General features: G+C 67.7%; 11 protein-coding genes. 2 read left to right on the top strand and 9 right to left on the bottom strand.

The window, feature by feature from the left end; translation table 11 throughout:
- Positions 1-18 precede the first annotated feature (18 nt).
- The 9 genes from ABDW31_RS12100 to fucP all read right to left on the bottom strand — a co-directional run bounded on the left by ABDW31_RS12100 (position 19) and on the right by fucP (position 8,142).
- The gene (locus ABDW31_RS12100) at positions 19-870 is read right to left on the bottom strand and encodes a fumarylacetoacetate hydrolase family protein (protein ID WP_184718635.1); all 852 of its coding nucleotides are present in this window, start codon (positions 868-870) and stop codon (positions 19-21) included.
- Between the two features lie 31 nt (positions 871-901).
- Entirely contained in the window at positions 902-1,630 is a 729-nt protein-coding gene (locus tag ABDW31_RS12095) for an SDR family oxidoreductase (RefSeq protein WP_184718633.1), read from the bottom strand.
- A gap of 11 nt (positions 1,631-1,641) precedes the next feature.
- Positions 1,642-2,847 carry a UxaA family hydrolase gene (locus tag ABDW31_RS12090; RefSeq protein ID WP_184718631.1) on the bottom strand — a complete coding sequence of 402 codons (1,206 nt, stop codon included), beginning with the start codon at positions 2,845-2,847 and terminating at the stop codon, positions 1,642-1,644.
- The gene (locus ABDW31_RS12085; protein ID WP_184718629.1) at positions 2,844-3,137 is read right to left on the bottom strand and encodes a UxaA family hydrolase; all 294 of its coding nucleotides are present in this window, start codon (positions 3,135-3,137) and stop codon (positions 2,844-2,846) included. The genes ABDW31_RS12090 and ABDW31_RS12085 overlap by 4 nt, the downstream gene beginning before the upstream one ends.
- Complete coding sequence (locus ABDW31_RS12080; RefSeq protein WP_221444661.1) at positions 3,134-4,129, bottom strand: aldo/keto reductase; 996 nt, start codon at positions 4,127-4,129, stop codon at positions 3,134-3,136. Before ABDW31_RS12080 ends, ABDW31_RS12085 begins: the two co-directional genes overlap by 4 nt.
- Positions 4,130-4,236: 107 nt before the next feature.
- A complete protein-coding gene (locus ABDW31_RS12075; RefSeq protein WP_184718627.1) occupies positions 4,237-5,001 on the bottom strand; it encodes an IclR family transcriptional regulator in 765 nt (254 codons plus the stop codon).
- Between the two features lie 5 nt (positions 5,002-5,006).
- Complete coding sequence (locus ABDW31_RS12070) at positions 5,007-5,828, bottom strand: amidohydrolase family protein (protein ID WP_184718625.1); 822 nt, start codon at positions 5,826-5,828, stop codon at positions 5,007-5,009.
- Positions 5,822-6,835, bottom strand: coding sequence for a zinc-binding alcohol dehydrogenase family protein (locus ABDW31_RS12065; protein ID WP_343698886.1), 1,014 nt, complete (start codon positions 6,833-6,835; stop codon positions 5,822-5,824). Before ABDW31_RS12065 ends, ABDW31_RS12070 begins: the two co-directional genes overlap by 7 nt.
- Before the next feature lie 5 nt (positions 6,836-6,840).
- Entirely contained in the window at positions 6,841-8,142 is a 1,302-nt protein-coding gene (gene fucP / locus ABDW31_RS12060; RefSeq protein ID WP_184718623.1) for an L-fucose:H+ symporter permease, read from the bottom strand.
- 237 nt (positions 8,143-8,379) lie between these two features.
- Between fucP and ABDW31_RS12055 the strand changes: the two genes are divergently transcribed.
- Together ABDW31_RS12055 and ABDW31_RS12050 are read left to right on the top strand one after the other, a co-directional pair.
- The gene (locus ABDW31_RS12055) at positions 8,380-11,820 is read left to right on the top strand and encodes a TonB-dependent receptor (protein ID WP_343698885.1); all 3,441 of its coding nucleotides are present in this window, start codon (positions 8,380-8,382) and stop codon (positions 11,818-11,820) included.
- 106 nt (positions 11,821-11,926) lie between these two features.
- Positions 11,927-12,559: a YitT family protein gene (locus ABDW31_RS12050; protein WP_184718621.1), complete on the top strand. Its 633-nt coding sequence runs from the start codon at positions 11,927-11,929 to the stop codon at positions 12,557-12,559.
- The last annotated feature ends 1 nt before the right edge of the window (position 12,560 follow it).

Below are 12,560 nucleotides of genomic sequence, written 5' to 3'. Positions count from 1 at the left end.
TGCCCTCCAGATTTCAGTTTAGACGCGGTTCTCGACGACGACCGTCTGGCGCTGAGCGCCCAGCTTCTCGATGCCCAGCTCCATGACGTCGCCGGGGACTAGGTAGCGCGGGGGCTTCTGGCCCATGCCGACGCCGGGCGGGGTGCCGGTCGAGATGATGTCGCCCGGCTGCAGGCTCATGAACCGCGAGACGTAAGAGACCAGGAAGGCCGGGCCGAACACCATGGTCTTGGTCGAGCCGTCCTGGAACGTCTGGCCGTTGACCTTCAGCCACATGGAGAGATTGCCGGCGTCGCCGACCTCGTCCTTGGTGACCAGCCACGGGCCGATCGGACCGAAGGTGTCGCAACCCTTGCCCTTGTCCCAGGTGCCGGTGCCATCGATCTGGAAGGCCCGCTCGGAGACGTCATTGACCACGCAGTAGCCGGCGACGTGGTCCAGCGCGCGGCCTTCCGAGACGTAGCGGGTCTCGGTCCCGATCACGACGCCCAGCTCGACTTCCCAGTCCAGCTTGGTCGAGCCGATCGGCTGGATGACGTTGTCGTCCGGACCGACGATGGCGCTGGTGGCCTTGGTGAAGATCACCGGCTCGACCGGCACCGGCAGACCGCTCTCGGCGGCGTGGTCGGCATAGTTCAGGCCGATGCAGATGAACTTCCCCACGCGGCCGACGCAGGGGCCGATGCGGCCGGGCTGCTCGACCTTGGGCAGGCTGGCCGGATCGAGGGCCGACAGGCGCTGCAGGCCTTCGGGCGACAGCGCGCCGCCGGCGATGTCGTCGACCACGCCGGACAGGTCGCGCACGACGCCATCAGTATCCAGCATGCCGGGCTTTTCCTGGCCCACGGGGCCGTAGCGAAGCAGTTTCATGACGCGTATCCCAAGAAGAACTCGGCGAGGATCAGTTGATCCAGCCGCCGTCGATGATGTGGATCTGGCCAGTGGTGAAGGCCGACTCGTCGCTGGCCAGGTAGAGGGCCAGGTTGGCCAGCTCTTCCGGCTTGCCCAAGCGCCCCATGGGCTGGCGGGCGGTGAAGGCCTTGTGGGCGGCGGCGTAGTCGCCGGTGTCGGCCAGGCGCTGGTTCAGCGAGGGCGTGTCGACCGTGCCGGGGCAGATGGCGTTGCAGCGGATGCCCTGGGCCACGAAGTCGGCGGCCACGCCCTTGGTCAGGCCGATCACCGCGGCCTTGGTGGCGCCGTAGGCGAAGCGGCCGGGCACGCCTTTGATCGAGCTGGCCACCGAGGCCATGTTGATGATCGAGCCGCCGCCGGCCTCCAACATCGCCGGCAGGAAGGCGCGGATGGCGCGGTACTGGGCGGTGACGTTCAGGTCGTTGGAGAACGCCCAGGCCTTCTCGTCGCAGTCCAGGATCGTGCCCGAATGGACGTAGCCGGCGCAGTTGAACAGCACGTCGATCGCGCCCAGCTCGGCGGCCAGGGCGGTGATGGCGTCGGGGTCCAGCACGTCTAGACGACGACCTTCGCAGCCCTCGACGCTGGCCAGCAGCTCTTCGTTGAGGTCGGTGGCGATGACCCGCGCGCCTTCGCGGGCGAACAGCTCCGCGCTGGCCTTGCCGATGCCCTGCGCCGCCGCCGTGACCAGCGCGGTCTTGCCAGATAGTCGTCCCATGGAAATGCCCCTTAACTCGCGCGCCGCAGCGGCAGGCAGGCCGGACCGATCGGGTCGAAGGCCTTGTAGGTGAGGATGAATTCCTGGTGGCCCAGCGCCTCGGATACCGTCCTCTGGCCGGCGGCCACGCCCAGCACCAGGTCGAAGATCTCGTCGCCGACCTCGTCCAGCGTGCCCCGGCCTTCCATGATCCGGCCGGCGTCGACATCCATGTCGCCCGACAGCTTACGGAAGGTCTCGGGATTGGCGCAGACCTTGATCACCGGCGAGACGGCCGAACCGACCACCGAGCCGCGCCCGGTCGTGAACAGGGTCATGTGCGCCCCGCAGGCGATCAATTCGACGATCTCGGCGTTGTCGGAGATGTTGGGGAAGCCGAAGCGGACCTCGCCGTCGGGCACCACGTCCAGCAGGTACAGCCCACCGGTCGGCGGCTGGTCACCGGGCTTGAGGATGCCCACGATCGGAGCCGAGCCCGACTTGGAATAGGCCCCCATCGACTTTTCTTCTTGGGTCGTCAGGCCGCCCTCGGCGTTACCCGGCGCGAAGCTGCCGTAGCCCATGACGGTGTAATAGGCCTCGGCCTTCCGGACGCTAGCTTCCAGCGCCTCGCCCAGTTCGGGCGTGATGGCGCGGTCGGCCATGATCTTCTCGCAGCCGACCAACTCGCCGGTCTCCTCGAAGACGCAGGCCGCGCCGGCCGCGCCCAGGCGGTCGAAGGCCCGGCCCACAGCGGGGTTGGCGGTGATGCCCGAGGTGCCGTCCGAGCCGCCGCAGATAGTGCCGATGACCAGTTCCGACACGTCCATAGGCACGCGCGGCGTCTGGTCGGCCACGGCCTTCAGCCGGGCCACGGCCTCGACGCCCTTGCGGATCGTCTCGGCGGTGCCGCCGCTCTCCTGGATGACCAGGGTCTCGACGGGCCGGCCGCTGGCGGCGATCGTGGCGCGCAGGGCCTCGCGGTTGAAGCTTTCGCAGCCCAACGACACCAAGAGCACGCCGCCGATGTTCGGATGGGTCCCCATCGCCTGCATGACCTTCAGGGCATAGGCGTTGGGATAGCAGCCCGGAAAGCCGATCAGGTGCACATCCGGGTCGTCGCTCTTGGTGACGATGGTGCGGGCCACGTGGTGGGCGCATTCGACCAGATAGGCCACGGCCACGACGTTGCGGATGCCCTTGCGACCGTCGGCACGCAGATAGCCCTGGATGCTCATTGGCCTTCACCCGTCGCTTGGCGCGTATGGCTGGCGATGTAGTCGCTCTTCATGTTGTGCATGTGGACGTGCTCGCCGGCGGCGGCCGCAGCGGTCATCGAGCCGATCGGAGCGCCGTACTTCAGGACCTTGTCACCGGCGGCGAGGGCGTGGCGGGCGACCTTGTGGCCGACCGTGACGTCGCCCGAGGCCGTGACGGTCGCGCCGTCGATGGTCAGGGCTTGGCCGGCCTTCACCGGCATGGCCACGACCAGGATGTTGTCGTCGGGGTGGAGCAGGACGAGGTTCATGGGGTGGGCGCATCCTCGCGCAGCAGGCCTTCGCTGCGCAGATCATCCCACAGAGCGGCGGGGATCGAAGTCTCCATCCAAGCCGCCGCGTCGGCGACCTGGTCGGCCGCGCCCATGCCGGGAATGACGCTGATCACGGCCGGATGGGCCAGCGGGAACTGCAGGGCCGCGGCGGTCAGAGGCACGCCGTGGGCGGCGCAGACCTGACGCAAGCGCCCTACCCGCGCGACGATCGCCTCCGAGGCCGGACCGTAGTTGTAGTGCAGCGCCTGGCCGGTCTCGACCAGGGCGCCGGAATTGAACGGGCCGCCGACGATCAGCTTCACGCCGCGTTCGACGCAGCGCGGCAGTAGGCCATCCAGCGGCGCCTGCTCCAGCAGGGTGTAGCGGCCGGCCAGCAAGAAGACGTCGATGTCGGCGTGGTCCAGGACCTCTTCGCAGACCGCCTGCTCGTTGACGCCCAGACCGATGGTCCCGACGAGCCCGGCGTCGCGCAGCTCGCGCATGGCGCCGTAGCCGCCGTCGAGGAAGTCGCGCATGTGCCGGACATGGTCGTGGCCATGGGTGTCGCGGCCCAGGTCGTGGGCCAGCAGCACCTCAACCCGCTCACGCTTCAGGCGGCGCTGGCTGTCCTCGAACGACCGCAGCACGCCATCGCGCGTGTAGTCGAACACCGGCTCGAATGGCGCGGCGTCGACGAAGCCGTGTCGCTCGCGGTCGGTCGACGTCGTTGGCTCCAGGCGGCGGCCGACCTTGGTCGAGATGGCCACGTCACGCCCAGCCAGCGCCTCGCCCAGCCGGGTCTCGCTGAGGCCGAAGCCATAGTGCGGGGCGGTGTCGAAATAGCCGACGCCCGCAGCCAGGGCGGCCTCGACCACCGCACGGGCGGCCGCATCGGTCGTCGCCGCATAGAGGTTGCCGATCGCGGCGCCGCCGAAACCCAGCGGCGGCAGACGGGACAGGCCTTCCATGCGTTGGGGACTGACCTTCATGTCGCGAGACGCTCCGCCCTGTTTATTTATAAAATCAATCTTGCTGGTGAAATCACATCTTGGACGCAGCAAGTCAATCGCTCGAGCCCTTTTCCACGCGGCGAACCTTAGGCGGTTGGACGGATCTCGGCGGTGATCTCGGCGGCGGCGCGCTGCAGCAGCGCCACGGTGTCCGAGGGGGCGATGGCCGAGACGTTGTCGAGATAGGGACAGGTCAGGGCCGCAGCCACGCCGTCGGGCCCCTGCACGGGCACTGAGAAGTCGACCACCGCCTTGGTGACGTAGCTGTCGCCGCGCACGAAGCCGTCGAACCTCGCCTTGCCGGCGGCGGCTTCGAAGGCCTTCCACACCGCGGCGCTGACCGAGGGCTTCAACTCCTTGGCCCAGCGCTGGCGCACGGCCTCGGGCTGGAAGGCGTAGAGCACCAGGCCGGAGGTCGCCTCGACGATCTTGCGGCGATAGCCAACCCGGACCGAGAAGCCCAGGTCGCCCGGCGCCTCAATGCGCGCGACGACCACCATCTGGTCGCCGCTGGCCACGGCCAGGTGGCACGACTGGCCGATCTGCTGGCAGGCGCCGCGCATGATCGGCAGGGCCGCTTCCAGGAGGTCCTTGGCCGGCGCACGGGTCATGCCCAAGGCGAACAGCTTGTTGGTCAGGACCAGACCGTCCTCGTCGGCGGCGCGACCGACATAGCCCCGCGCCTCCAGCACCTGCACCATGCGGAACAGCTCGCTGGACGAGCGGTCCAAGGCGTTGGAGATCTGCGCGAGGGTCAGGCCGCTGCGATTGGCGGCCAGAAGCTCCAGGACGTCCAACCCCTTCTCCAGGGCGGGAGCACGGTATTCTCGCTTGGCGCGGGTCTCGGACATGGCCCCTATAAACGATAGAATCGCCTGGCCGTCTCGCCAAACACCGCGCTTTGCCCAGCGTGATCCAAGTCTGCCGCGAAGCCGTCGGCCATCGCCCGCCAGCCGGCATAGTCGCCGGCCAGGTTCAGCACCGGCCAGTCGCTGCCCCACATCAGCCGGTCAGGGCCGAAGACGTCCAGCAGATGGGCGGCGAACGGGGCCAGGGCGTCTGCGCTCGCTCGTTCGCCCGCCTCGGTCAGCAGGCCCGAGAGCTTGCAATGAACGCCCGGCGCGGCGGCCAGGGCGGCGATCTGCTCGCGCCACGGATCCAGGCACCCTGCCCCAATATCCGGCTTGGCGCCGTGGTCGATGACGACGCGAAGATCCGGCCAGCGACGGACCAATTCCAGCAGGCTGGGTAGGTGGCGCGGCCGGATCAGGGCGTCGAATGATAGGTCGGCGGCGACCATGACCGCAATCGCCGGCTCCAGGCGCGGGTCCAGGATCCAGTCGTCGGCCAGGTCCTGCAGCATGGGGCGCAGACCCTTCAGGCGCGGACTGGCGGCAAGCGTCGCGATCCGTTCGGCCGCGTCGGGCGCGGCGATGTCGGTCCAGCCAACGACGCCCAGGGCCAGCGGATGGTCGGCGGCGATCTCCAGCAGCCACTCGGTGTCGCGCTGGCTAGGCTGGGACTGCACCAGCACCGCGCCGGCCAGGCCGACCTCGGCGCCGGCGCGCGCAAGATCATCCAGGTCGAAGTCGCGATGGATGGCCGGCAGGTCCGGCGTCGGCCACGTGTGATCGTTCCGGCCGATCCGCCAGACGTGGCAGTGGGCGTCGATCAGCAAGAGACGATGGCCTTGATGACCCCCGCCGACGGCTCCATCCAGCCCGGCAAGGCGTCCGGCAGATCGTGCAGCGAAGCCTTGTGGGTGTTCAGCGCCGCCGTCGGCACCTGGCCGGCGCGGATCGCGGCCAGCACGGCGTCGAAGTCCTCCAGCGTGGCGTTGCGGCTAGCCAGCAGCGACATCTCGCGCTTGTGGAACTCGGGATCCGAGAAAGTGATGTCGGCCGAGACGACCGAGATCAGCACATAGGTCCCGCCGTGACCGACATAGGAAAAGCCCTTCTGCATGGCGGCGGGGCTGCCGGTGGCGTCGAACACCAGGTCGTAGAAGTTGCCGCCGGTCAGGAGCGACAGCGCGGCCGGCGTCTCGTCCGACAGCGTCACTACGTGGTCGGCGCCCAGGTGGTCGCGACAGAAGTCCAGACGGTCGGCGCGGGCGTCCAGCACGGTCACCGCGGCGCCGGCCAGCTTGGCGAACAGGGTCGCGGCGATGCCGATCGGCCCCGCCCCGACCACCAGCGCCGACTGGCCCGGCTGGATCCTGGCGCGCCGCACGGCGTGGGCGCCGATAGCCAGGAACTCGACCATGGCCGCCTCGTCCAGGCCCACGCCCTCGACCTTGCGCACGAAACCCTCGGGCACGGCCAGGTACTCGCAAAGCCCGCCATCCATGTGCACGCCCAGCACGCGGATGTTCATGCAGCAGTTGGGCTTGCCCTTGGCGCAGGCCGCACAGGTCCCGCACGACAGATAGGGCATGACATAGGCGTGGTCGCCCGGCGCCAGGTCGCTGCCGGCCGGTGCGGAGACGATCTCGCCCGACAGCTCGTGACCCATGACCCGCGGATAGCTCAGGAACGGCTGGGTGCCGCGATAGATGTGCATGTCGGTGCCGCAGATCCCGACCCGGCGGACGCGCAGCAGCACCTCGCCCGCCCCGGGCTGGGGCGCCTCACGACGCTCGAGCTTCAGTTCGCCGGGCGCGGCGCAGACCAGGACATCCATCATAGGCTTTAGTGACCTCCCGCCAGGACGGCGTCGTGCGCGGTCGTCTCGTTCTTGCGGGCGGTGATCCCGAAGAGCCCGACGACGGCGAAGCAGAAACAGGGGACCAGCACCGCGAAGCGGATCGCGCTGGCGTCGGAAATCGCGCCCATCACGGCGGTCAGCACCGCGCCGCCAATGATGGCCATGACCAGGAACGACGAGCCGGTCTTGGTCAGCGGGCCCAGGCCCTTGAGCGAGCTGGCGAAGATGGTCGGGAACATGATCGACATGAAGAAGCTTGTCGCGGCCAGGGCCAGCAGGCCGGTGTGTCCGCCGACCACGACGGCGACCAGGGTCAGGACCACGTTGGCGGCCGCGAAGACGGCCATCAGCCGCGAAGGATCGATACGCCCCATCAGCGCCGTGCCGGCGAAGCGTCCGGCCATGAAGCCGACCAGCGACCACGAGAGGTACGCCGCGGCGGTCTTCTCGCCCATGCCCGGCACCTGGTCCTGACCGTAGCGGATCATGTAGCTCCACACCCCGACCTGGGCGCCGACATAGAAGAACTGGGCCAGCACGCCGAATAGGAAACGCGGACGCTGGAACAGGCCCAGGATCGGGCGGTCGACCTGCTCCTGGCGACGGTCGTGCTCGGTCGGACGGCTGGCCTGGGGCGGAAATTTGGTGATCGCCACCAGCACCACCCACAGCAGCACGACGGCGGCGATGATCAGGTACGGCAGTTGCGTCGACTTGGCCTCGGCCGCCTGGAAGGCCGACAGCTGGGCCGGGCTCATGGCGGCGAACTCGGCCTTGGTCGGCTCCACCCCTGACAGGATGAACTGGCCGCCGACGACCACGGCGGTGATCGCGCCTAGCGGGTTGAAGGCCTGGGCCAGGTTCAGGCGCTGCTCGGCCTTGGCCGGGTCGCCCAGTACGGTGATCAGCGGATTGGCCGAGGTCTCCAGGAACGCCAGACCCGAGGCGATGACGAACAGGGCGCTGAGGAACAGCTCGTAGCGGCGCAGTTCGGCGGCGGGCCAGAACAGCAGAGCGCCCGCCCCGAACAGGATCAGGCCCACGATGACGGCGGCCTTGTAGCCGTAGCGGCGCATCAGCAGGCCGGCCGGCAGGGCCAAAAAGAAGTAGCCCAGATAGAAGGCCGACTGCACCAGGCCCGACTGCAGGTCGGTCAGGAAGAAGGCCTTCTTCAGGTGCGGGATCAGCACGTCGTTCAGGTTGTTGGCGACGCCCCACAGGAAGAACAGCGCCACCACCAGCACCAGCGGCGCCGCGCCTGTTCGCGAACTCTCACCTTTGGTCATGTGCCGATCTCCTCCGACGTCGCCCTCACCCGGGGCGTTACGGCGAGAGACATCACATATGAATTATGACGTCAAATATGAAATCTGACGCCGTTCGACGTCTGAGATGGCCTTACCACGCCCCCTGAGATGGTACCGCAATCATTTTCTGTTGCACATCACCAGCGCATCATGCTTCACATATGAAAATATCAACGGTCGTCGAAGAACGGCCGCTAACCTTGGGGGAGAGAAACGTTGCGAGACGCCCAGACTCTAACTGCGCGCGGCCTGCTGGCCGGGATTTCACTGGCGGCCATGGCCGCCGCGGCGCCTGGCTTGGCCGCCGCCCAGACCAAAGCGCCTTCCAGCGACACCGAAACGGTCAGCGAAGTGGTCGTGACCGGCTACCGCGCCTCGCTGCGCAGCGCGCTGAACATCAAAAAGAACGCCGATGTCATCATGGACGCGATCAACGCGGAGGACATGGCCGACTTCCCCGACTCGAACCTGGCGGAGTCGCTACAGCGCCTACCCGGCATCTCGATCGACCGGGACAACGGCGAAGGCCGGACCATCAGCGTGCGCGGCCTGTCGGGGGACTTCAGCCGCGTCCGCATCAACAACATGGAAGCCCTGTCGACCGGCGCCGCCAACGATGCGGGTGGCAGTCCGAACCGCTCGCGCGCCTTCGACTTCAACGCCTTCGCCTCGGAGCTGTTTAGCTCGGTGCGGGTGCGCAAGTCGTCTTCAGCCGACGCCGATGAAGGCTCGCTGGGCGCGACGGTCGACCTGATCACCGGCCGTCCTTTCGACTACAAGGACAGCGCCCTGGCCTTCTCGGCCGAGGATTCCTATTACCGCAACGGCAAGAAGCACAGCCCACGCATCACGGGCCTGGCCTCCAAGCGCTGGTTCGACGGCAAGCTGGGCGTGCTGGCCTCGGCCGCCTACGCCAAGCGCAACTCCGAGGATGACAGCTACAACCGCGGCACCGGCTCGTCGGACTATGTCTATCGCGGCAGCACCTGGGCTGGCGACGAACTGCCCGGCCGCGCGGGCTTCGCGGCCCCGACCGGCACGGTGTTCAGCGCCCTGGTCCCCACGACGCTGACGGGCTCCGCGCTGGACGCCTACAAGGCCAATCCGGCCAACTACTACAACCCGCTGGCCAATCCGGCCGCCTATGCGGCGATGACCGGGTCGGACCCGGCCGCCTACGCCAAGCTCTATCCGGGCTGCACGACCGCGCCGGTCGCCGGCCTGACCCCGACCAGCCCGGGCTGCAACAACTCGCTGATCCGCTTCCCCGCCCTGCCCTCGCTGAGCCAGCGCAACGTCTCGACCGAGCGTCTGGGCCTGACCGCCGCCGTGCAGTTCGAGATCAGCCCGCGCACCCGCGTCACGGTGGACGGCCTCTATTCGCGGTTCGAAAGCGACAGCATCAACTACCAGCTCTCGCCGGTGGGCCTGAACCGCAACAACACCAACGCCGCCTACCAGTACGGGGCCAACGTTCCGACCGCGGCCGCGCCCGGCGGCTCGGCCCTGACCGACGCCCAGCGCCGTGGCCTCTATCCCGGGACCTGCACGTTCGCGGACGAGACCGACCTGAACCCCGGCACCGACTGCGGCCAGTCGCTGAATGGCACGACGCCGCTGCCCGGCTATACCTACAGCTTCAACGCCAACAACCTGGACGCCTACGAGTACTACACCAACCCGGCCTCGCCCGGTTACCTGGGTCCGGCATCCAGCCTGCCGTTCCGCGGCCAGCTGATCGGCCGCCCCGCCGTGAAGGTGCTGGACGCCGACGTCGTCGGCCAGAACGCCGAATATCTGAAGCTGGCCAATGTCGACTGGCGCTCGGCCGCCGACCGCGGCGCCTACACCACCGACTTCCGCCAGGTCTCGACCGAGGTCACTCACGAGTTCAGCGACAAGCTGCGCGGCGTGTTCTCGGTGGGCGCCTCGCGCTCTGAGAACCGCAATGTCGGCACCCTGGTCGAGTTCAACTACATGGATGCGGCCGAGCCGTTCGTCTTCGACGAGCGCGGCGCGAACGGCATGCCCAAGTTCGACGCCGGCTTCAACGCCGCCGATCCCAACAAGTGGAGCATCGTCAAAGGCTTCTCGGGGATGCGCCATTACCAGCGCACCACGATCAACGACTACAAGGGCGGCAAGATCGACCTGACCTACGAGCTGGACGATCACTGGACCATCAAGGGCGGCATCACCAAGCGCGAGTTCACGTTCTCGACCGACCAGTACGAGCGCAACAACGACCTGCTGAACCCGACCGAAAAGGAAGCCAAGGTCAGCATCGCGTCGCTGGGCCAGGTGATCGAGTTCGGCCAGGGCCTGGACGTGCCGGCCGGCACCATCACCAGCTTCTTCACGCCCAACCTGGAGGCGTTCAGCAGCGTCTTCGGCTTCGACTGCAACTGCATCAACAAGTACGGCGACTGGCGCATCACCCGGAAGCGCAACCGCTCGGCCTCGTTCGAGGTCGACGAGAAGAACCTGTCCTACTACCTGCAGTTCGGCTTCGATTATAACGTCTGGGGCGGCCGTCGCCTGTTCGGTAACCTCGGCGTCCGCCAGGCCAAGACCGACGTCTTCGCCGTCGGCGAAACCACCGCCGGCCGCCGCATCACCGGCGAGAACAACTACACCGACACCCTGCCGTCGGCGAACGTGACCTGGGAGGCCTACGACAACCTCTATATCCGCCTGGCGGCGGCCAAGGTCATGGCCCGCCCGCTGCTGGGGAACCTGTCGCCGGCCATCACCGGCATCAGCATTCCCGGCGACGGCGCGGTGACGGGCGGCACCCTGACCGTCGGCAACACCAAGCTCTCGCCGTTCCGCGGCAAGGCCTACGACGTGGCCGCCGAGTGGTACTTCACCGAAGGCGGGCTGATCAGCCTGGGCTTCTTCCGCAAGGACATCGACAGCTTCCCGCAGACCGTCTTCTTCGAAGCGCCGCTGTCGACCTTCCTGGACGCCGACGCCATCGCCCAGCTGAAGCTGCAGTTCCCCGGCGAGACCGGCGCCGACGTCTTCCGCCGCGCCTACATCGACGCCGACAACCCGATGCTGGCGCGTCAGGTCCGCGACGCGCCGGGCGGCTACCTGCAGGGCTGGGAGTTCAATTTCCAGCAGGATCTGAAGTTCCTGCCCTGGTACTTCAAGAACCTGGGCATCCAGTTCAACATGACCAAGCTGGACACCAAGCTGACCTACATCCTGGATCCGGGCGCGGTCACGGCGGGCACCGGCGTGGTCACCAAGGTCCCGACCTATGGCTCCGGTCCCTGGCTGGGCGCGTCGCCCAAGGGCATGAACTTCACGATCTACTATGAGACCGAGAAGTTCAGCGCTCGCGCCTCGGTGGCCCAGCGCGACGCCTATTACACGACCTACCCGCTCAGCGCCGGCAACTGCGATCCGGGCCTGCAGGCCAACGGCTCGGCCTGCGACGGTCCGCTGATCAACGAGTTCGGCGGTTCGAAAGCGACCACCAATGTCGACTTCTCGATGCGCTACACGCCCATCAAGCAGATGAGCATCACCTTTGAGGCGCTCAACCTCACCGACGAGATGTCCGAGCGCTTCGCCTACACCGACCCGGTTATCCAGTCGTACGGCGGCAGCGGTCCTAACTACCGGGTCGGTATCCGCTACCGCTTCTAGTCTTTTCTATTCCCATCCTTCCCGGCGCCGGACACCTCTCTCCGGCGCCGTTTTTTTGCGCCAGATCATGGCCCGCCCCAGCGCTTTGGTGTTGGGCGGCGGGACCATGACCGCCACCACCGTCGACCTGCCGGCCCAAGGCCATCGCCACACCTGGATCGAGGATCTCCAGGCGCTGTTCACCGGCGCCCTGGCCGTCGCGATCGGGGTCAAGATCCTGGCCAGCGCCGGCATCATGACCGGCGGAATGGCGGGGCTGGCGCTGCTGATCAGCTATGCGACGCCCGTCTCGTTCGGCGTCGCCTTCTTCACCCTGAACGCGCCGTTCTACCTGCTGGCCCTGTTCCGGCGCGACTGGCGGATTTGCGTCAACACCCTGGTCGCCGTGGCCCTGCTGTCGTGGATGACCAACCACCTGGGCGACTACATCACCTTCAGCGACGTCAATCCGGCCTTCGCGGCCGTGGCCGGCGGCCTGCTGTCGGGCCTGGGGATGCTGGCGCTGTTTCGTCACCACACCACCCTGGGCGGGGTCGGCATCCTGGCCCAGATGCTCCAGGAGCGCTTCGGCCTGCGCGCCGGCTATGTGCAGCTGTCGGTCGACGCGGTGATCCTGACCTCGGGCCTCTTGCTGCTGTCGCCGACCAAGGTGGCCCTGTCAGCGCTGGGCGCGCTGGTGCTGAACCTGGTCATCGCCCTGAACCACCGCCCCGGCCGCTACCTGGGTCGTTCGCGCTGAA

Origin of the sequence: Caulobacter sp. (assembly GCF_039596335.1) — a bacterium.
GTDB lineage: Bacteria > Pseudomonadota > Alphaproteobacteria > Caulobacterales > Caulobacteraceae > Caulobacter.
The sequence above is the reverse complement of the archived record's forward strand: the minus strand, read 5'-3'. Positions and strand labels throughout refer to the sequence as shown.

Bases quoted from the DNA above. Each gene is read 5' to 3' on its own strand.
- ABDW31_RS12100 (WP_184718635.1), bottom strand. From the start codon at position 870: ATGAAACTGCTTCGCTACGGCCCCGTGGGCCAGGAAAAGCCCGGCATG.
- ABDW31_RS12095 (WP_184718633.1), bottom strand. From the start codon at position 1,630: ATGGGACGACTATCTGGCAAGACCGCGCTGGTCACGGCGGCGGCGCAG.
- ABDW31_RS12090 (WP_184718631.1), bottom strand. From the start codon at position 2,847: ATGAGCATCCAGGGCTATCTGCGTGCCGACGGTCGCAAGGGCATCCGC.
- ABDW31_RS12085 (WP_184718629.1), bottom strand. From the start codon at position 3,137: ATGAACCTCGTCCTGCTCCACCCCGACGACAACATCCTGGTCGTGGCC.
- ABDW31_RS12080 (WP_221444661.1), bottom strand. From the start codon at position 4,129: ATGAAGGTCAGTCCCCAACGCATGGAAGGCCTGTCCCGTCTGCCGCCG.
- ABDW31_RS12075 (WP_184718627.1), bottom strand. From the start codon at position 5,001: ATGTCCGAGACCCGCGCCAAGCGAGAATACCGTGCTCCCGCCCTGGAG.
- ABDW31_RS12065 (WP_343698886.1), bottom strand. From the start codon at position 6,835: ATGATGGATGTCCTGGTCTGCGCCGCGCCCGGCGAACTGAAGCTCGAG.
- fucP (WP_184718623.1), bottom strand. From the start codon at position 8,142: ATGACCAAAGGTGAGAGTTCGCGAACAGGCGCGGCGCCGCTGGTGCTG.
- ABDW31_RS12050 (WP_184718621.1), top strand. From the start codon at position 11,927: ATGACCGCCACCACCGTCGACCTGCCGGCCCAAGGCCATCGCCACACC.